General features: G+C 37.4%; 24 protein-coding genes and 1 pseudogene. 11 read left to right on the forward strand and 14 right to left on the reverse strand.

Features of this window, described 5'->3' with window-relative positions:
- The first annotated feature begins 72 nt into the window (after positions 1–72).
- From HYU07_05120 to HYU07_05130, 3 genes and pseudogenes are all read left to right on the forward strand, one after another.
- Positions 73–318 (forward strand): hypothetical protein, encoded by a 246-nt coding sequence (locus tag HYU07_05120; GenBank protein MBI2129595.1) that lies wholly within the window; start codon positions 73–75, stop codon positions 316–318.
- A gap of 23 nt (positions 319–341) precedes the next feature.
- Positions 342–1,188, forward strand: a pseudogene (locus tag HYU07_05125) (zinc metalloprotease HtpX).
- A gap of 12 nt (positions 1,189–1,200) precedes the next feature.
- Positions 1,201–1,431 (forward strand): hypothetical protein, encoded by a 231-nt coding sequence (locus HYU07_05130; GenBank protein MBI2129596.1) that lies wholly within the window; start codon positions 1,201–1,203, stop codon positions 1,429–1,431.
- A 57-nt stretch (positions 1,432–1,488) separates the two neighbouring features.
- Here HYU07_05130 and HYU07_05135 read toward each other — a convergent pair whose 3' ends face one another.
- Genes HYU07_05135 through HYU07_05145 form a run of 3 tightly spaced genes read right to left on the reverse strand, consistent with a single transcriptional unit; the run spans position 1,489 to position 2,487 of the window.
- Positions 1,489–2,049 (reverse strand): hypothetical protein, encoded by a 561-nt coding sequence (locus HYU07_05135; protein ID MBI2129597.1) that lies wholly within the window; start codon positions 2,047–2,049, stop codon positions 1,489–1,491.
- The gene (locus tag HYU07_05140; GenBank protein ID MBI2129598.1) at positions 2,046–2,306 is read right to left on the reverse strand and encodes a hypothetical protein; all 261 of its coding nucleotides are present in this window, start codon (positions 2,304–2,306) and stop codon (positions 2,046–2,048) included. Before HYU07_05140 ends, HYU07_05135 begins: the two co-directional genes overlap by 4 nt.
- Position 2,307: 1 nt before the next feature.
- Complete coding sequence (locus HYU07_05145) at positions 2,308–2,487, reverse strand: hypothetical protein (protein MBI2129599.1); 180 nt, start codon at positions 2,485–2,487, stop codon at positions 2,308–2,310.
- Between the two features lie 81 nt (positions 2,488–2,568).
- Between HYU07_05145 and HYU07_05150 the strand changes: the two genes are divergently transcribed.
- Positions 2,569–3,135 (forward strand): YIP1 family protein, encoded by a 567-nt coding sequence (locus tag HYU07_05150; GenBank protein MBI2129600.1) that lies wholly within the window; start codon positions 2,569–2,571, stop codon positions 3,133–3,135.
- A 12-nt stretch (positions 3,136–3,147) separates the two neighbouring features.
- Here HYU07_05150 and HYU07_05155 read toward each other — a convergent pair whose 3' ends face one another.
- Positions 3,148–4,113, reverse strand: a complete 966-nt coding sequence (locus tag HYU07_05155; protein ID MBI2129601.1) for an HD domain-containing protein — start codon at positions 4,111–4,113, stop codon at positions 3,148–3,150.
- 138 nt (positions 4,114–4,251) lie between these two features.
- On the opposite strand from HYU07_05155, the gene HYU07_05160 reads away from it, so the two are divergent.
- On the forward strand, positions 4,252–4,548 hold the full coding sequence (locus tag HYU07_05160; protein MBI2129602.1) for a hypothetical protein: 297 nt from the start codon (positions 4,252–4,254) through the stop codon (positions 4,546–4,548).
- Here the strand turns inward: HYU07_05160 and HYU07_05165 are convergent.
- A complete protein-coding gene (locus HYU07_05165) occupies positions 4,545–4,970 on the reverse strand; it encodes a PIN domain-containing protein (GenBank protein MBI2129603.1) in 426 nt (141 codons plus the stop codon). The two genes, HYU07_05160 and HYU07_05165, sit on opposite strands and share 4 nt — an antisense overlap.
- Before the next feature lie 147 nt (positions 4,971–5,117).
- Here HYU07_05165 and HYU07_05170 point away from each other — a divergent pair, with 147 nt between their 5' ends.
- Both HYU07_05170 and HYU07_05175 read left to right on the forward strand, forming a co-directional pair.
- The gene (locus HYU07_05170) at positions 5,118–5,897 is read left to right on the forward strand and encodes an AN1-type zinc finger domain-containing protein (protein ID MBI2129604.1); all 780 of its coding nucleotides are present in this window, start codon (positions 5,118–5,120) and stop codon (positions 5,895–5,897) included.
- Positions 5,898–5,964: 67 nt separating this feature from the next.
- Positions 5,965–7,248: a hypothetical protein gene (locus HYU07_05175; GenBank protein ID MBI2129605.1), complete on the forward strand. Its 1,284-nt coding sequence runs from the start codon at positions 5,965–5,967 to the stop codon at positions 7,246–7,248.
- Between the two features lie 9 nt (positions 7,249–7,257).
- On the opposite strand, the gene HYU07_05180 is transcribed toward HYU07_05175, so the two are convergent.
- The 5 genes from HYU07_05180 to HYU07_05200 form a co-directional block, all read right to left on the reverse strand.
- Positions 7,258–7,926 carry a TIGR02253 family HAD-type hydrolase gene (locus HYU07_05180; GenBank protein MBI2129606.1) on the reverse strand — a complete coding sequence of 223 codons (669 nt, stop codon included), beginning with the start codon at positions 7,924–7,926 and terminating at the stop codon, positions 7,258–7,260.
- A 36-nt stretch (positions 7,927–7,962) separates the two neighbouring features.
- Positions 7,963–8,184 (reverse strand): hypothetical protein, encoded by a 222-nt coding sequence (locus HYU07_05185; GenBank protein MBI2129607.1) that lies wholly within the window; start codon positions 8,182–8,184, stop codon positions 7,963–7,965.
- 60 nt (positions 8,185–8,244) lie between these two features.
- A complete protein-coding gene (locus HYU07_05190) occupies positions 8,245–8,685 on the reverse strand; it encodes a hypothetical protein (protein ID MBI2129608.1) in 441 nt (146 codons plus the stop codon).
- Between the two features lie 82 nt (positions 8,686–8,767).
- Positions 8,768–10,885: a DEAD/DEAH box helicase gene (locus tag HYU07_05195; GenBank protein MBI2129609.1), complete on the reverse strand. Its 2,118-nt coding sequence runs from the start codon at positions 10,883–10,885 to the stop codon at positions 8,768–8,770.
- A 113-nt stretch (positions 10,886–10,998) separates the two neighbouring features.
- Positions 10,999–11,520, reverse strand: a complete 522-nt coding sequence (locus tag HYU07_05200) for a Bro-N domain-containing protein (protein ID MBI2129610.1) — start codon at positions 11,518–11,520, stop codon at positions 10,999–11,001.
- Between the two features lie 285 nt (positions 11,521–11,805).
- Here HYU07_05200 and HYU07_05205 point away from each other — a divergent pair, with 285 nt between their 5' ends.
- Positions 11,806–12,078, forward strand: a complete 273-nt coding sequence (locus tag HYU07_05205) for a 50S ribosomal protein L34e (protein ID MBI2129611.1) — start codon at positions 11,806–11,808, stop codon at positions 12,076–12,078.
- Positions 12,079–12,139: 61 nt separating this feature from the next.
- On the forward strand, positions 12,140–12,535 hold the full coding sequence (locus HYU07_05210; GenBank protein ID MBI2129612.1) for a 50S ribosomal protein L14e: 396 nt from the start codon (positions 12,140–12,142) through the stop codon (positions 12,533–12,535).
- 4 nt (positions 12,536–12,539) lie between these two features.
- Here HYU07_05210 and HYU07_05215 read toward each other — a convergent pair whose 3' ends face one another.
- The 3 genes from HYU07_05215 to HYU07_05225 form a co-directional block, all read right to left on the reverse strand.
- Positions 12,540–14,204, reverse strand: a complete 1,665-nt coding sequence (locus tag HYU07_05215) for a phenylalanine--tRNA ligase subunit beta (protein MBI2129613.1) — start codon at positions 14,202–14,204, stop codon at positions 12,540–12,542.
- Entirely contained in the window at positions 14,204–15,727 is a 1,524-nt protein-coding gene (locus tag HYU07_05220) for a phenylalanine--tRNA ligase subunit alpha (GenBank protein ID MBI2129614.1), read from the reverse strand. The genes HYU07_05215 and HYU07_05220 overlap by 1 nt, the downstream gene beginning before the upstream one ends.
- A 94-nt stretch (positions 15,728–15,821) precedes the next feature.
- Positions 15,822–16,640, reverse strand: a complete 819-nt coding sequence (locus tag HYU07_05225; GenBank protein MBI2129615.1) for a TrmB family transcriptional regulator — start codon at positions 16,638–16,640, stop codon at positions 15,822–15,824.
- A 187-nt stretch (positions 16,641–16,827) separates the two neighbouring features.
- On the opposite strand from HYU07_05225, the gene HYU07_05230 reads away from it, so the two are divergent.
- The gene (locus HYU07_05230) at positions 16,828–17,481 is read left to right on the forward strand and encodes an acetate--CoA ligase family protein (GenBank protein ID MBI2129616.1); all 654 of its coding nucleotides are present in this window, start codon (positions 16,828–16,830) and stop codon (positions 17,479–17,481) included.
- The gene (locus tag HYU07_05235; protein MBI2129617.1) at positions 17,472–18,896 is read left to right on the forward strand and encodes a CoA-binding protein; all 1,425 of its coding nucleotides are present in this window, start codon (positions 17,472–17,474) and stop codon (positions 18,894–18,896) included. The genes HYU07_05230 and HYU07_05235 overlap by 10 nt, the downstream gene beginning before the upstream one ends.
- A gap of 30 nt (positions 18,897–18,926) precedes the next feature.
- Here the strand turns inward: HYU07_05235 and HYU07_05240 are convergent.
- A partial coding sequence (locus HYU07_05240) for a hypothetical protein (GenBank protein ID MBI2129618.1) occupies positions 18,927–19,660 on the reverse strand: 734 nt, incomplete at its 5' end.

Raw genomic sequence — 19,660 nt, forward strand, 5'->3', positions numbered from 1 at the left:
AATGATTGGGCTGACAAAATAAATGATGATGGCTCTTAGATCATTGTTGAGGGCATTAAGGATAAAAAGGCATTGGAGGGGATAGGAGTTAAAAACAGAATAATGATGCTGGGCAAAAAGCCAATATTTTCGATCATAGAAGATGCTTCTGCCAATAAAAAAGCAATCATACTGACTGACCTTGACAAAGAAGGAAAGAAGCTTTATGGAAAATTAAAAGATGGCCTTTCAAGGCATGGCGTCATAGTTGACAACAAATTCAGGGAATTCCTGTTCAGGGAAACCAAGATAAGGCAGATTGAAGGGTTAAATTTATAAATGATTAAAATTTTCTAAAGCATATGGGGTTTTTCAATCAGTTCAAAACCGTGATCTTGTTGGGTGTTTTAGCAGCCATCCTTGTCTGGATCGGATCTTTTTTCGGAACACAGGGATTAGTTATCGGATTTGCATTTGCGATCATCCTAAACGTTTTAACATATTTCTTTTCAGACAAGCTTGTGCTTTTAATGTATCAGGCAAAGCCAGCTTCTAAAAAAGAATATCCTGAACTGCATTCAATAGTTGAAGAAGTTTCGCATAAGGCAGGAATTCCAAAGCCAAAAGTTTACATTATCCAGAATGAAAGCCCGAATGCATTTGCAACCGGCAGGAATCCGAAGAATGCAGTTGTTGCATGCACAGCAGGAATTTTAAAGTTATTAAACAAAGAAGAGCTTAAAGGTGTTATTGCGCATGAAACATGAAATATCCCATGTCAAAAACAGGGACATACTGATTGCCACAATAGCAGCAACAATTGCTTCCGTTATATCATATATTGCAATGATGGCGAGATATGCAGGAATGTTTGGCGGAAGCCGCGACAGGGATAACGGCAGAATGTTTGAACTGTTAGTTTTAGGCATTTTAACTCCAATAATCGCGACATTGATACAGCTTGCAATTTCAAGGTCAAGGGAATATCTTGCAGATTCATCTGCTGCAAAAACAATTGGATCAGGAGCAGGATTGGCGTCTGCCTTGGAAAAGCTAAAAGAAGGCGTTAAAAAAATTCCGTTCAAGAATGCGAACAAGGCTACAATGTCTTTGTTTATTGTAAATCCGCTTTCAGCAGCAGGAATTTTAAATCTTTTTTCCACTCATCCTCCGTTGGACGAGAGAATCAGCAGACTGAAGAAATTATAGGGGTGGTTAAAAATGGGTTTAGTAGCAACACAAACAGTGGATGATGTTGTTCTTGCAACAGAAGAACAAAAAAAACAGTGTGCAAGCGGTGAAGGAAAAGATTATTCTATTTGCCATGGTAATGGAATGATTAAATGCTGCGAAGTGGGAGGGTGCGAAAAATATAGAGGCATAGCAAAGACCAGATTGGTAAGCAATGGCATATATATTGAAAAAACAGGTTGCACAAAACCCACAGACTGAAAAACAAATTCCGATTGATTCATACTTCTGTTAAACAGGTCTGTTAAGAAGAAACAATTATTTAATGATGTTCACATGAACCGCAGAATCCAGTTCCTCGGCTTCTAAATTCGCGCAGGAAATGCGGGATTGCCTGTTTTCCTTTGCTTCAATCAGCAATATCTCATCATATGCCATGTATAATGGGGCGGTCACATCAGTCACATATTTAGAATCTATTAAAACCTTAACCTGCTTTTTTGAATTTGCAGAAAGCTCAATGCTTTGCCCAGCAGAGTAGTATCCAGAGATTCCGTCAAAACCTGGATTTTTTGAGTCCGCATTGCTATACCTGATCTGCATCCCTTCACTCTTTTTGATTCCTTCCTTGTCATTCAGGCAGGCAACAAGTTGGGTAAGCGCAAATCTTCTTGGCATAAAAAAATCATTGTTTATTGTTATTGTCTGAACGAGAACAGTGTCTCTTGGGACAGATGATCCTGAAAATAAGGTATTGAATGCCAGCGATTCCTTGGTTTCTTTTTCAACAGAAAAGCCTATTTCGGAATTGCTTAAAGCCACAAGAATTACAATAACAGCCAATGGCAGCGCTATGCCCAGATACAGCTTGATGTTCATTTTTTTCGCTTCTGGAATTTTTTAGACAGGTAAAAGCCCAGGCCGATCATGACTATAGCTGAGAAAGCCAAAAGCAAAAGTATCTTGTTCTTGGAGAACTTGAAAACATCAATGACAAAACCTATTGTGAATATGTACAGGCATACTGAAACAAGGTACATTATCGGGTTCCATTTTCTTTTAATGGCGTAAAGTATTATTGCTGTGATCAGGCCAAGCCAAAAAACACCATACCCCAAAATCGGATACCATGCCATTTTAAATGTCCCTCTCCGCCATAAAGTCTGCTGCAAAGAAAAAAACAACAATCAGGCAGATCAGTATGATTGTTTTAACAACATTTGACAAGCTGAACAGATATTCATATGAAAAATAAGCAACAGTAATGAATAAGAAAATAATGCCGATGATGTAAAAAATATACTGCGCATTTGCCATTTATGGCTAATTGCGCATGCTTATTAATAAATGTTTCGAAAAAACGAAAGATTTATTTAGTGCAGCAATCCAAGGCAGATAATGGCAGACTTTGAATTTTGGGATAAGCTGAAATATCTTTTTTCAGACCCCAATCTTTTCTTCGGAATAATTAAAAAAGAGCAGGGAATAAAGGATTCGCTGATTATGTATGCGATAGTTAGTTTATTTATGACAGTAGTTAGCTCTATATTTTATTTTGGCCTAATGAGCATGATTGCTGGCAGTTTGATGTCTGGAGGTTATTTTAGATTATCTGGCTTTTTTATGCCGGCGTTTGGTGTTGCAGGCTTCATAATAGGAATAATCATGACTTTTTTATATTCTGCATTAGTTCACGTTATAGTTATTGCATTCAAGGGAAAAGCAGGCTATTCCGGCACATATAATGCTTATACATACAGCATGATTCCGTACTTAATTCTGTCAACTGTGCCTTTGGTCGGGTTTCTGGCAATAATATACTCCTTTATTTTGATGATCATAGGCGTTTCTGAAGTGCAGAATATTTCAAAAGGAAAGGCGGCGCTGGCTTGTTTATTGCCCCTTATTGTAGTGCTCGGAATATTTTTGTTTTTAATATTTAGTTTTATAATGAGATTATTTTAGGCGCTCTAAGCTTTATCTCAAATACACATTCCCGAAATCCTTGTGGTAGAAATAATCATCTTCTGTCTGCGCTGTTTCCTTTATTTCGCGCATTTGTAAAACTTTTGCATCAAGCTCGTCAGCGTAATATATTGTTAATGCTTCCGGAAATGAAGGCAGCTTATTGCTTCCATACTCCCCCATATGCGTTATTATGATGTGCAGGATTTTCAATTTTATTTCTTCCGGGGTTTTTAGCTGGTCCATTGCCCTCATAAGCATTTCAACTCCTATTGTAACATGGCCGAGAAGCATTCCTTTTGTTGAAACCTTGATGCTTGTTGTGACTGTGAATTCCTCTAACTTTCCGATATCATGCAGAATTGCGCCTGTTATCAGAAGATCCCTGTCCATTCCGTCATGGATCTTGAAAATGTCCTCGCACAGCTTTGCAACGCTTAATGTATGCTCCAATAACCCGCCAATCCAGCCATGGTGGATGTACATTGCAGCAGGGCTTTCCTTAAATCTTTTCGCAAAATTTTCATCCTTGAAAAAATAATCCAACAGTTTTTTTAATTCCTTATTTTCTATTTTTTCAATATAATTCATCAGCTCTTTGAACAATTCTTCAACTGGCTTTAAGCCCATCCTTACAAAATCACTCGCATCATATTCGCCTTTTGAAAGTATTTTGATTTTGTTTTCCTCATTTGCTGATATTTCAAATTGGCCTTTCCATTCATTGACCCTTCCCTGCGCTAAAACAACATCATCCGGCTTGATCATATCATAAAGAAACTTTACCTTTGCCTCTTCAGGAGAGCCCCAGTACTTGTACATGATCTCCCTTGAGCTGTCGCCTAATCTTAACTCAAACTTGTATCCGTTCTTGTAAGGCTCGATCGGCTTCTTGAACTTTACAACAAAGATGTCATTGACTATCTGATCCTGCTTGAAATCTTTTATGAACTGCTTTTTTCTTATTATTTCCGGCATTTTGATCCCCAAGAATATGGAAAGTTGGCTGGTTATTTAAAGGTTTTCTTGAATTTTGCTGAAAAAAGGCATAAATTGTGCTTGTCCCTAAAAGTACCTATAGGAACCTTTAAATATAAGCTTTCATTAATACTGAGTATGGAAACAAAACAAGTTAAGTTAACATTGCCAAAGAGCCTGTATGAAGAGGGAACTGAAATGGTCAGGGAATTCGGGTATTCCAATCTGCAGGATCTTACTTTAGAAGGCTTAAGAAAAGAAGTAATGGAGCTAAGAAAACAGCAGGCTTTAATGAATCTTAAAAAGAATTTTGGATCAGTAAAGCCAAAGCCAAGGCTGACGAAAGAGCAGAAAGAAAGAATAGCAGAAGAGCACACTCCGGAAAGATCAAAGGAAATAACAAAAAGATACGGCCTGGAAAGAATAAAGATTTAAAGGTTCTCAGGATATTTCAGTTTAACAAGATCCTGCAATTCCACAAAGTCTTCCATGTTTCTTGTGACGAAGAATTTTACATTTACCCTGTTTGCTATAACAGCGTGTTTGGTGTCATTAAATGTAGTATTTCTCTCTTTTCTTATTTTGCGTGTTTTTTCCTCATCCTCGGCTGTCACTTCAACAGCAATGACTTTGTCAAGCGCCATTAGATCCTGGATAAGCTCCCTGATTTTTTCCTTAAACCCGGCGAATTCCAGTTCATCAATAACCAGGTTAGAAATTATGATCCTATATTCGCATTCCATGCTTTTTCTTAGCAGATTATAGGCAAATTCCCCAAGAGGCCTTAATCTGTCAATTCTGCTCTCAAAATGATCGATGTAAATGTTTGTGTCAAGGTATATGGGTTCATTATTCATCCCTGCATAGAAAAAGAAGTGTTTTAAATACCTTCTGACCGCAGCTGTCCACTGTGTCCAGTGGGAAATTACTTTGATAGGGGTAAAACAAATGACCCGGTTTATAAATCAGGAAACTTTAAATTCTAATAGCATTTAACATGCGTCATGGCTAAGAAAATAAACAACAACGAAATATTATATGGAATCATTTTTCCATCATTGAATAATCTGATAAAAATTATTGGTGACAACTATAAGAAAAAGGCCTTAAAACACGAATGGTACCTGTTAATAGAATCAACTTGGCCGATCTATAAATATGAAGACCCTCATTCAGCAACCATAGTTAAAGCTTATGTAATATCCCAGAATTTACGCGAATATTTATCTGAACGTAATGCTGAGGTTGTTTTAAAAAGAGAACTAAAAAATCTATATGAAATATATTATGAGGCAATAAATGATTTTCCCGATCTAAAAGGCAAAATAATCACATCTTTTTCAGTTTTAATTGATAATATTCGAGAAAATCTAGGAAGTAAATTTACTACACCAAAAGCCAACAAGATATTGAAGGAGAACAAACATTTGATTAAAAAAGAATCAGAAATGCCTTCTGAGGTTTCAAGAGAAAAGCAATTTAATAAATTCTGCGAATATTGTGGAAGCGGAATTGACTATTTAACCTCATATACTTGTAAATGGTGCCAAAAGGAGTTGTGTGGTTCGCACAGACTTCCAGAGTCGCATGAATGCAAAAACATTGAAGAAGCAAAAAAGCATCACGAAGTAGAGTTTAGAAGGGACTTCAATGAAAAGTATAGAAAAAGAGAAAATCAGGTCTATGTTATTCATAAGCCTTCTAAATTTAAAAAGATAGTATTGTTTATAGTTATTGCTGTCATAATATTACTTATGATCCTTAAAGTAATTGGCATAATATGACTGTAAAAATTATCTTCTATACTGACGGGGAAAGATTTTTATATTCGTAGACTTGTACATGTTTGTTATGACAAAGTTCAATAAAACCACGTTGTTTTTATTTATGATATTGTTATTTTTAAAGTTTTCTTATGCAACTTGCCAAAAAGACATCCATATCAACTATGATGTTTCAGCACTCGATCAATATAACTATGACTCAAAAAGCGAATATGACTATCCTAATTTCAGAGAAGACGATTATTTGATAATCGATCACATTAGGATTGAAAATAGAGCTAATTGCTCTTTTCCACAATCATTCTTAACCATGATTTTAATTAGTCCTTCAGGCAAATCCGATAATATTTGTACTCTGAATATACCTAAGATTCAAGCTGGGGATAGATATATTCTCGATTTACCTAATTTAATTGAAAAGAATCCAAATTATCAGTTGGGTAAGAAATATTCATGTATTCATACTTTAAATGAAAATGGCGAATTTGGTGTTAAAATGGACTTAGAAGAAATTTATGATGCTCATCTTTCAGGAAGTATTGGCCTCAACTTGATTCATGATAATAAAGCGAATATAGGTAACAAATTCAAAGTTTATTCAAAAAATGAATTGTATATGATAGACTTGACTAAAAAATCAATTAAAATGACATTTATTGTCAGTATTCTTTCTGTAATAGTTGGAGCTTTTTTAGGACTTTTAATAGAAGAATACATCCAGAGAAAAAAGTGGGAAAAAAAGAAGAAAGAAGCAATAAAATCATTAATATACGAGATAAATAAAAATATTGAGTTTGCTAATGAAATAGTGAACAAAAAGAACCATCTTAGAAGGAACAATTCAATACTGTTGGGGAATTTTATTACTTTAAATATAGAACGAGTTATTTTAAAAGGATATATACGGGAGTCTATTTTATCGCGAGAATTATTAGATTATTACGAGTCCTTACTTTTAATAAATAATTTTATTATGAGAATTAGATTTTCCAATACTCAAGAAGATTTAAATAAAATAATAAAGATGCTTGGAGACAATAATAATATCAAAATAGCAAAGAATTTGATAAAGAACCTGTCTATAGAAACAAAAATATGTAACTTAGAGCATACTGCGCCCATGATCGTGGAGAAGAACGAATTAAACAAAAAAGAAAAGATCATGCTTCTAGTAGGTTTAATTTTCGGTCTTCTTGGAGGATATATTTCAAATATTGCCGTAACAGCAATGTATAGGATTGTTGATAAACAGTATATGCCTTCAAATATTTTTGCATTCGTATTAGGAACCACTTTTATTTTCGGTGTTAGTATGTGGATTCTAAATATATTAAAAAATGATTTTTCTTAAAAAACCTCTTTACCAAGAATTAAAATCGCCCAATTCTCCGATCTCTTTTATCTCAAAGTCCCATTTCCCTTTTGCTTTGCCTTCATATCCGTAGCTCGCAAAGCATGTCTTCATTCCAAGCTGCTTTGCCCCTTTTATATCTTTATCCGGCCTGTCTCCCACCATCAGGCATTCTGAAGGCTTCACTTTTAATTCTTTCAAAGCCGCTTTAAACGGAAATCTTGAAGGCTTTGGTTTTCCTGTGTCTTCCAGACCAACAACAATATCAAAGAAATCATCAATCTTCATGCTGACCAATCTGATCCATGCCTTAAGCTTGGGAGCATCTGAAACTATTGCCAATTTCAGACCTTTTTCCTTTAATTTAATCAAAGTTCTTTTAACTCCGGGATAAGGATGCAAAAAGCCTGTGCGAGCCTGCCTGTAAGCAACTATCGCATAAGCTAATTTCTTATAATCCGCAGTTCCAGTAACGTTTTTAAGGAATTTCTGGAATATCTTGGGGTCTTCAAGCCCTTTTTCTTCATATAGCTCATACAGGATTTCCAATGCCTTTTTCTTCGGAATACTCAATCCAGCATCTATCATTGCATCAATTGCCTCTTCACAGGCGATCCTCTTCATCTTCATGAAGTCGATCAATGTATTGTCCAAGTCAAAGATTACTGCTTTTATCATATGCAGAAATAAAAATCCAGTTTATTTAAATTTTACCTATTTGTTCGGCTTATTTTTTCCGCCGGATATTTTCTTAATGAAGTCTTTCAAAACAACCCAGATGCCAAGCACTATAAACAATACGAGAATAAAAACTGCAGCATCGCCTCCCCATTTGCCAAGAGCCGGGTTAATTAAGCTCAATATGCCGACTATAACAGCTAACAAAAAGATGATGTGCCATCCTCCAATGGCCTCTCTTAATATATTTGATGCCATTTGATATTTTGATTGATTATTGATTTATAAATCTTTCTTGAAAATAAATGGCGTGTATTGCTAATCTTTCGCTGTTTCAACAACATATGATTTAGAAATTTCTTTAGAGAAATCGATCATATCGCTCCGTAAGACATCCACATACACCACCACGAACATCCAAGTCCCTGGTTTCTCAAATGTATTCACTTTCTCTTTATATGGGATGCCTGCAATCAGAAGCTCCACACTTTGGTCAGGTTTGATTGCGTTGATTGGTTTCACCGCTATTTCTTTAAATGAAAAGCTCGTTTCCTCCTCTAATACATTTCCATCAATTGTAAAGCTAATCCGTGATGCACTAATAGTTTTATTCTCTACATTTGTCAGATAACCATGAAGAACGCCAAGATCGTCTATGGTGAAATTAATCAGTTTGAGACTTCCCCGTGAGTGTGCTGCACACCCACTAACTAAAACGATTCCAAAGACCAGCACAATAATGAATATTTTTTCACTCATTCTAGCCATTAATTCTGAGATTATGATTATTATTTTTAAACTTTTCTAAAGAATCGAGTGGCTTTACAACACCCATCTTCCGCTACCCTTCATATTCCTTATCCGCAACTTCCCTGATCTTCTTCGCTTTCTCAGGCCCGATCTTCTCCACATCCTGCAGTTCCTCTTCAGAAGCATTCACAACATTCTTCACAGTCTTGAAATGCTTCAATAAAGGCTTAGCCAGCCCAGATCCAATTCCAGGAAGAGAAGAAATAACATACTCCTGCTGCTCTTTCAGTGTAAAAGGCTTCTTGGACCCATGCATTGAAAAATCGCTTCCGGTCTCTTCCTGCTCCCTGGCTGCGATCATCTTCAAAAACAAAGCAGTCTCCTTAAAATTGCGGGTGAACAATATCGGAATCCCGTAAGAAACTGCAATAGTTGCAAGCATACCCCTTATGGCATTTGCATGCACATTCCTGACAGAATAAATGTCTTCAGTCCCTTCAACAATTACAAGCGGCCTCTCATAATTCTGCTTCAAATCCTTTATCTGCTCCAGCAATCTTCCGTCAATTATCGAATTGACAAAATCTTCAACATTTTTAAATTCAGCCGCGCATCTCGAACTCAGCAAATAGTCTGCAGTTTCAAGCTTCTCAAGCTTAAGGTCAACATTTAAGTCAACTAATTCTTTTATCACTCCAGAGCCTTTTTCCCTGTAATCCGCGTATATTCTTGTTTTTTTCATCTGAACAAAATTATTAAGCGGCTTCTCCTGCCGAAGCACAGAGCTTATTTTTTCTTTGATGTTTTTTAAATGTTTGTACATCTTTTTTTCTTTATGATGCGCGCTCCACCTGTAAGCTTCATCTCTCGTATCAGCAGTCATCAGCATAATGACCTTTCCTTTTTCCGATCTTCCGGTTCTTCCTTTGCGTTGTATCGTCCTAATCGCCGAAGGAATCGGCTCGTAAAATATTACTAAATTTACAGACGGCACATCTAATCCTTCTTCGCCAATTGAAGTTGCAACAAGAACATTAAACTCCCCTGCTCTAAATTCATCCATTATTTTCTTCTGCTCTTTCTGCGTCAGCCCGGTATCGCCTTTCTTTAATTGCCCCACAAATATCTTCGCCTTAACCCCCTCAATATTGTTCAACTTAGATGCAATATCAACAGCATTATCCCTGTACTGATTAAACACGATCATCTTTACAGCTGCATCCTCTTTAATCTCTTTTTCAACAATCTTCTGCAGTTCAACTAATTTAGGATGCTCAACCTGCTCATCATAAAGCTTCTGAGCTTTAAATAACGCGCTCTTAAAATCCTCATCTTTTACAATGTTCTTTATTGCCTTTGTTTTTCCCGCTTTCTCTTCTTCAAGCAGTTTTTCAAAATATTTATGCAATGCTATTATTCCCTGTGTTTCCAAAAGCTCAAGAGCATGATAGATCTTCATAACTTCAGCTAAAACAGATATTGCAGTCAGAACAACAAAATCCCTGTCTCCGGAAAGCATTCTTCCCCTAAGCTCGCCCTGCAGCGCAATCAAATCTTTCTTATTAACAAACCTTAACTCTGTTCTCCTCAATATGCCCCATTTCTTCAGATTCTTTAATCTTTCATCAAGAAAATGCTGCAGATATCTCTGCACTTCTTTGAACAGAAGAGGCAATTCAACTTTAACCCAGTCAATATTAACTTCCTGGATGTATGGCTTCACATCCTCGCTTTCATTTGTCCTTACTTCAATTTCCTCAATAAACAGATTTTTGCAAACTTCTTCTATTTTAGCCAAATCACTTCCGGGAGAGGCAGTTAATGCCAGTATTCTGGGATATTTTGCCAATTTATTATACATCTTTGCAATAAAAACATAAGCATAATCTCCAACAGCGCGGTGAGCCTCATCAACCCCGAGCAGAGAAACCTCAGATAAATCAATCTTGCTGGAAATTACATCATTTTCCAGCCCTTGCGGCGTGGAAAAAATGATTTTTGCATTCTTCCACAGCTCTGCCCTTTTCTCAGGAGCTACAAAACCCGTAAAAACAGCCATCTTCTCTTTTTCAATCTCAAAATGATTTTCAAAAACAGAAAGATATTGATCAATGAGGGGCCTTGTCGGGCCAATAAACAATATTTTAGAATTTGGAAACTGCGTCAATCTATGAGCAGCCAACATCAGAAAAATATTTGTCTTTCCCATTCCGGTCGGCAGCACAACTAATGTATTCTTTCTAGACGCTGTTGCAAAAATAGTCTCCTGATAGAGCCTGGGAACAAAGTCTTTTATTATTTTAACCTCCCCGCAAAAGATATTTATGCTGTAAGTATTGCGTATTCTGTATCTTCCTTAACCCCTCTTTTTCCCCATTCATCCGTAAGCTCGTCCCTTATTGCTATGCCTCTGACTCGCTTTTCGATCCACGCATCTGAATAGCCTTTTGCCTTGTAAAGGTCTCTCATGCGCTTTTGCGCCAGCTCAGGATCTTCTATTTCCTGCACTCTTTCATAGCCTACATTTGCTAACCAAAGCTTAAACGACTCTGCTTTTTTAGAAGGGATTGACTGGATTAAGCGGAATATTGTCTGCGTATTTGCGCAGTCAGTCTCATAGAACTTGCCATCAGATGCAGGTAATTTCAGTTGGTTACAATTTGTAACCACCTCACTGCTCTCCTCCTTCAATCTGTGTTTAAGCACTTTCCAATAGTTTCTTGGGTCTTCACTTTCAGCTAAAACTCCAATAACATCAACTACTGAAAACCACCACTCATCATTATGCCAGATTCTTCTTATCTTCTTGCCTTGAAAGGCAACTAATGCGTTATTGGTATCCATGAGCTTATGTAATAACCTGCCCTTTAAATAGGTTATGGGCAGAGATGTCCAGTGGCAATGCGATTAAAGAGTGTTGTGCGAATATACTTGAACTCGAAAAATGATTTTCGGATTCTGTGTCAGATTATCAGTAGCTTCGCAGGCTCACCGATACTATAACTAAAGATGAGATTCATAGAACTGGGCATTGTTCTTGTTGTACTGGTCTGGATAGGGTATGTGAAATTAAGGAAATAGGCACCACAACCTTTTTAAATGAACCCTTATTTCTCTTGATTGATCAATATGACAATAAGAGAAGGAAAAACAAAGTCAAGGACTTTCAGAAGGGTTTTTGTAAAGACACCCGGCGGAAAGACAGTTATTCATTATGAAAAGAGAAAGCCGTCAAAGGCGCATTGCGCTAATTGCGGGTCTGTTCTGAGCGGTGTTCCAAGAGAGCGGCCTTTTAAAATGATGAAGATGGGGAAAACAGAGAAAAGGCCTGAAAGGCCGTATGGCGGAATGCTTTGCTCGAAATGCATGCGATTAAAGATAAAAGAATCAATTAAAGAATAAAACAGAAAAATCTCCCGGGGTTTTGGTGACAAATCCTTTGTTATGGAGATCGGAGGAAAAAATGTTTGAAATCGGAAGAGTATGTGTGAAATTAGCTGGCAGGGATGCTGGCTTAAAGTGCGTTGTTGTAGATGTTCTGGAAGACAGGTTTGTGCTGATTGACGGCGAAACAAGAAGAAGAAAGTGCAATATACTTCATTTGGAGCCTTTGAGCCAGGTTTTAAAAGTAGAGAAAAATGCTTCGCATGACGATGTTGCTAAAGCATTCAAGGAATTAGGCATTGAATTAACAGCAACAAAGCCGAAGCAGAAAACAGAGAAGCCGAAGAAGCTAAGGGGAAAGGAAAAGGGATCATTGAAAGAAGAGAAGAAACCGGCTAAGAAAGAAGCTAAGAAGCCGAAGGCCGAGAAGAAAGCAAAAGAAGTATCTGAAGAAAAAGCCAAATCAGAAAAATAAATTTTTATTCTTTTTTATTTTTCATCGCTTCAAACAGATCAGTAATATTAAGCTCAAACCCGACAACAGGCATTTCCAGATTGAAGTTGCTCAATACAGCAGGATGCAGCTCTCCAATATAAGCAACAGCAATGCCATTGACAGATATCCTGCCCGCTCTGCCTTCGATAAAAGAAGAATGATCAGCATCCTCAGTAACGTACTGCAAGCCGAGGCATCTAAATACATTATCAAAAACCTGCTTTATCTCTGTGAAATCTGCCTTGTCATGGGCAGCTAAAACTGCGATCCTTTCATAATCTTTTATCTCTTCTTTGTTTCTCACAGTTACAATGCCCTGCTCAAAGATCTTCTGCGGGTAATCAATATGCTTATTCTTAGCTAAAACCTCCATCAAAATCGGCAGCAGCCAGCTTCTGACAGCAGAGTAATTTTCAGACATGTAATTTTCAAGCTCAACTGTCCCGAAATCCTTGATGTTCATCTTCTCATAAAGAACTTCCTTGTTTGACAATAAAGGGCTCATTATTTCCTGATAACCAAGACCAATTATGATCTCCCTTATCCTGTCAATGAAATTTATTATTTCTTTTGTGGAGCCGGCTGTATAGCTTTTAAGATTCTCTTCGCCGATCCTGTCATAGCCATACATGACAGCAAGGTCTTCAATAACATCAACAGGATGAAGAATGTCTTTTCTATAGCACGGGATTTCTATTTTATACCCTTTGAAATTATAGCCTGCTTTCTCTGCTAAATTTTTAACTTCGCTGTCTTTTAAATCCAGGCCAAGCAATTCTTTTACCTGCTCTTTCTTTATCTTTATTGTTTCATTAAACATAAACGGAGTTTTTATTGCTTTATTAGGATATTTTATATTCACAGAATAGAGCTTAAATCCGCGCTCATAAAATGCCTGGGCGAATATGTTTGCAGCCAGATTAACTGAATCAAGGTCTGTGCCTGTGCATTCAAAGAACAAATCTTCTTCTCCGATTTCAACCTTGCCTGTAAGCGAGGAATTTATTATCGGAGGAAAACTTAAAACCTCTTTCTTAGTGTCAATTAAAATCGGATATTTTGAAAAATCCTTTAGAATCGATGCATATTCCTTTCCTTTTGGATGCTCTTCCAATATTTCGCTCTGCGTCATCTCTTTTCTGAAGTCAAGAGGAATGAATTTTATGCTTTCAGGATCAGTTGCCTTGTAAATCACCGGGAATGTTATCTTTTTATATGAATAAAGGCCAACTGCAATTTTCTGCCTTTTCTTGCCGTAAGTTTCGCAGAGCTTTTCCTGCAACTGCATTATCTGCTTAAGAAGGTAATCATCAACCTTGTATCCTTTTGCAACGAATGCAGAGATATAAGGCCTTACCTTGTTGACGCTTCTGTCAACAATTAATTTATAATTTGATTTTTCAATTTTTAATTTTGGAATTCCTTTTTCTTTTCCTGAAATCCCCTTAATCAGCCTTGCAATGCCCTCTGCACTCCACAAATAAGGCAGATTGGTGTCATCAAAATCAACTGAAGCTTCATCTTCTTTTTCATCATAGCTTTTAAGCTCGCCTTTTCCGTATTCTATGAATTTTGAAAGTTCCTCTACAGATATCTTTTTTCCGGCAAGCTTCTGCAAGTCCTTGAATGAAAAATTTATTGTTGGCATCAGACCATCTTCTCCTTTCTTAAAAATCCCAGATCATGCGAAAATAATTCTCTTATATCTTTTATTCCGAGCTTGAACATGGCCAGCCTGTCAATTCCAATGCCCCACGCCAGGACAGGAACATTTATTCCTAGCGGCTTTGTCATTTCCGGCCTGAATATTCCAGATCCGCCTAGCTCGATCCATCCCATTTCAGGATGCTTTGCATATAATGTTGCAGAAGGCTCTGTGAACGGGAAATAAGCAGGAGTTATTTTTATTTCAGTTGTGTTTGCGAATTCTTTTGCAAACATCTTCAGCAATCCGAATAAATGCCTCATATTAAGGCCTTCTTCAGCTATGATGCCCTCAATCTGGTTGAAATCCGCCAAATGCGTTGCATCAACAACATCTGGCCTGAAACAGCGCGCAATTGCAAAATATTTTCCGGGAATTTTTAACTGCTCTGAAGCAAGCATTCTTGCGCTTAAAGCAGTTCCCTGCGTCCTAAGCAAATGCTGCGCTGTTAATTTAACATCAAACTCATACTGCCAGCCTTTGCTTCCTGTGTTAAAGCCATTTTCATGAGCTTTCTTGACTTTATCAACAATGTCTTTTGGAAGATCCTTTGCAAATTTAGGATCTTTTATGTGGTAAGCGGAATGAATGTCTCTTGCTGAGTGGAACTGCGGCATAAACAATGCATCCATGTCCCAGAAATTCGTTTCAACTATCGGGCCAAACATCTCTGTAAAGCCTAAAGCCAAGAATTTCTGCCGAACTTCATCCAAGAATCTTCTGTAATGCTGCTTTCTTCCGCCGAAAATAGAAGGAACATTTATCTTAATGTCATATCTTCTGAATTCCTTCTCTTTCCAGGAGCCGTCTCTTAACATAGCTGAAGTCAGCCTGTCCAGTATATTGCCGACATCAATGCCTGCTTCAAGAATTTTTTTGCCGGTCTCAGTAAGCTCTGCTCTTTTAATTTTTACAAGATCCAATTTCAATATTTTTTTTCTTGATTTCAGCTCTTCAAAAGCATATCTTTCCTCTTCTTTCAGGCTTTTAAGCTCAACCGGGAATTGCTTTTTTAAGAAATTTTCTTCCATGCTGCCGTTTTCAATGATCTTTCTTCCCTGGTCCATTAGCTTGATTATAATGTCCTTGTCTTTTGTTATAAAAATGGCTGCTTTCTTCCTTAAAACGCCTAAACAGATGTTTAATTCGTCTTTACTCAAATTTGCCCTGTCTTTTGACTGATTTAATGTTAAATCAGATTTTCTAAGCGATTTTAATAATTTAATCTCTGGTAAACCTTCTTTAATGTATTTTCTGCCGTTTTCATCAATATTTATCACTTCTTTGGACTCTTCTGAGAGTTTTATTATGTTTTTGTTCTGTAACCACTGCAATGCGCGCATTACTTCGACTTCTTTAAGCCCAGTTATGTTAACTAAGTCATTTAGGTAGCTGTATTTATCTAAAAAAGGCAGAACTCTCCTTTCCAGAGGATGCAGGGTGTTAATTAGCTTTTTAAAGTCCATTTTCAACTATAATGGGTTATATGATTTGATATATAAAAATGTCGGAATTTCACATTGTGAAAAAGAATTAAAAAAAGAAGAAAATTAAAATGAATTAAGCCTTGATGACTTTTTCAGCAGGCTTCATGTCTTTCCATGCAAGCTCAAACAGCTCTTCCAATGCGCCTGCAAAGAAAGGCGTGTTGACCCAAATGCCGACATCGTAAGTAGGATGGACATCCTTGTCATCAAGCACCATAAATATCAGCTCTTTTCCGTCGACAATTATGAACCTTGCCTTGCTGCTTGTATTCCTTATATCTGCCACACTAGAAATGTCTTTTACAGCAGCTGCAGCTTCTTTTGTAATCGGGGCAGCTATTCTTATCTTAACTCCCCTTTTCTTCAGTTTTTCGAAAGTCGGCTTTAACCCCTCAATTTTTCTTATTAATCCTTGAGTTGTTGTCATTATTGTAACGCTTTCTTCAGCATTCCTTAATGTCAGTTCTATATGATTATAGAGATTGTGCCTTCCTCTAAGGCTGCCTGAAAGATCAGTCGGCTCAACCAATTCAATGCCTTCCTTGTGCAGGGTATTAAGTTCGCCGATTACATCTGTTCCTTTAAGCTCTTCCAGCCTTTTTACTTTGTCATCAGCATCTTCCCTCATGTTTTTCTTTACCCTTTCGATAACTTCAGAAGGAGGAACTGCGATGTACTTTATTGGCTTGCCAAGCTTCATCACAACAAATCCTTTTTTTTCAAGGCTTTCCAATACATCATAGCTTCTGCTTCTCGGAACATTCCCGATATCAGAAAGCTCGCCTGCTGTTGATACGCCTCTTGACAGCAAAGCTGTCCAAATCTTCACTTCGTACAAGTTTAGAGAAAAATATCTCCTGAGTTTACTTAAAAATTCCTCTTTTACGATCATTTTTACACCCCCCGTGAAAAAATCACTTGAAAACAAGGTATCAAAATAGTACTACTATTTATATGTTACTTTTTTTAACCATTTTTTGATACTACACGCTTGTATAAAGGGCGGTCATACGACTCTGGAGTGGAAACAGCTCTTTTCCATAATGTTTAAATATATTACAATAAAGAACAACATTATCATGAAAAATCTGAGTTTTATAGAAACAAAGAAAATTTTAAAAAAATACAAGATGCCCTATCCGCCATCAGAATTGGCAAAATCTGAGCTTGAAGCGCGCAAAATAGCGGATAAGATTGGCTATCCTGTTGTTTTAAAAATAGATTCTCCTGATATTGTTCATAAAAGCGATGTTGGCGGCGTCATAGCTGATATAAAATCCGGGGAAGATGCTGCAGCGGCTTATTTAAAAATAATAAAAAATGCCGGGAAAATAAAAAACGCAAGAATAAACGGCATTATTGTGCAGAAGATGGAGCGCGGAACTGCTGTGATCGTTGGAATGAAGCGCGATGCCCAGTTCGGGCCTGCGCTCATGTTTGGCTTGGGCGGGATTTTTGTTGAGATAATGAAAGATGTTTCTTTCAGGATTGCGCCGATTGATAAAAATGAAGCGCTGGAGATGATTAAAGAGGTAAAGGGCTATGAAATACTGAAAGGCGCAAGAGGATCTGAAAAGGCCAATATTGATGCAATTGCTGATATTATCTTAAAATTATCAAAATTGGCGATTAAAGAAAAAAACATCATGGAGATTGACTTCAATCCAGTTATTGTAAATAAAAAAACTGCAAAGATAGTTGATGCAAGGATGATGATTAAGAAATGGAAATAAAAAAACTAGATGCCATATTTAATCCAAGGTCGATCGCAATAATCGGCGCATCAAGGGATGAGAAATCTGTAGGGCATGCTATTTTGAGGAATCTTACAGTAGGATGTGTTTTTAAATGCAAGTACTGCAGGCCGTTCAAAGGCAGGATTTATCCAATAAACCCGAATGCGGATGAGATTCTTGGAGTAAAGTGCTATGCTAAACTCGGAGATGTCGCTGATGAGATTGATCTTGCAGTCATTGCTGTGCCTGCAAAGATAGTTCCGGCCATAATGAAGGAATGCGCAAAGAAAAAAGTTAAAGCTGCAATTATAATTTCAGCAGGATTTGCCGAATTGGGAAGAGAGGGCAAAAAATTACAGGATGCGGTTGTTAAAATATCTAAGGCTGCAAAAATCCCATTGGTTGGGCCAAACTGCCTGGGCATAATAAGGCCATCTGCTTCAATGAACGCGAGCTTTGCCCCTTCAACACCGCCGCAGGGAAATATAGCCTTTATAAGCCAGTCCGGCGCGCTTGCTGATTCCATTATTGACTGGGCAATTGAAGAAAGCTATGGCTTTAGCACGGTAATAAGCTACGGCAACCATGCGGGCCTTGATGTTCATGACTTCATGGAATGGCTTGGCAATGATAATGAAACAAAGTCAATTGCGCTTTATATCGAGGGGATAGATGACGGAAGAAAATTCATGGAGATTGCAAAAAAAGTCAGCAGAATAAAACCAGTGGTTGTTTTGAAAGCCGGGAAAACACAGACTGGAAAGAATGCTGTTTCTTCGCATACTGGATCTCTTGCCGGAAGCTATGAAGTTTATGAGGCTGTATTCAGGCAATCCGGGTTGGTTATCGCAGATACAGTTGAAGAATTATTCGATATTGCAAAAGCATTGGCTGAGCAACAGCCATGCAGGGAGAATGCAGTTGCTATTGTTACAAATGGCGGAGGATGCGGGGTTTTATGCGCAGACAAATGCACTGAATTCGGGGTGAATGTTGTTGAGCTGAAGCAGAGCACGATAAATAAACTGGATAAAAGCGGAAAAATGCATCCTGCATATTCAAGGAGAAACCCGCTTGACATTATTGGAGATGCTCTGCCTGAAAGATATGAAGCTGCGATCAATATCTTATTGGCTGAAGATTACATCCGCGGCCTTATTGTGATACAGACACTGCAGGCAATGACTGATTCCATTGAAGATGCGAAGATTGTCATTGAAGCAAATAAAAAATTCCCTTCAAAGCCGATTGTGTGCACTTACATGGGCGGTAGGTTCAGCAAGGAAAGCATAGAATTGCTGAAAGAGCACAAGATCCCGGATTATAACGATCTGAGCAAATCAGCAAAGGCAATGCAGGCATTGGTCCTGAGAGGAGAGTATTTAAAAAAGATTGATAAAAACAAAAGTTAAATCTATATTGTGTGAAATAAAATTTCATATCTATTTGATTGCTGTTTTCCAGAGGATTTCAAACTGTTTTCTGTAACCATCTGCAACAGTTTTATCTTTAATCAATATTCCGTAAGGGCGTTCTGTAAAAATAGCAATCCCGACATAATTTCCAATAATTACTGTTTCCTGAAGTTGCTCGAAGTTTCTTGATAAAAAGCGAATGTGAGTCAATGGCTTTTTGTTTAAGACTTCTCCGAATGTTCTGATTGTTTCATCAAATATCTGCCTGCACTTAATCTTTTTTTCTATTCTTTTAACATGAAGATTTTTCCACCATGTTTCACCCATAACATCATAAGTAACCCTTGTTCCGCCGCCAAAGGTATTGTATTCTTTTCCCCCGGAATTCAACAAAAGATTGTAAAGTTCATTAATTCCCCTTTTTCCCCTGAAAATTGATGCGCCCTCTTCTTTTTTAGCCAGTTTTTGTTTTTCTTTCAGTTCGGGCAAAAGCTCCTCAAATCTCTTCTTTTTGTCATCAATGAAACTAAAAAAGTTTTCAGGGTCTGTGGCCTGGTAAATCTTTCTTTTTCCCTCTAAGATGAAACTGATCAGGCCTTTCTCTATAAGAGAGTTCAGGGCCCTGTGAACTACAGAATTCTGTAAATTTGATTTTTCCAGGATTGGGCCTGCAGAAGAGCTGCCTAACTCCAAAAGAGCCACATAGGCTTTGATTTCCGCCTGGGTTAATCCCAAATCTTCCAAAATTGCAACATCCATTG

It is taken from the genome of Candidatus Woesearchaeota archaeon, from assembly GCA_016180285.1.
Classification (GTDB): Archaea; Nanobdellota; Nanobdellia; order Woesearchaeales; family JACPBO01; genus JACPBO01.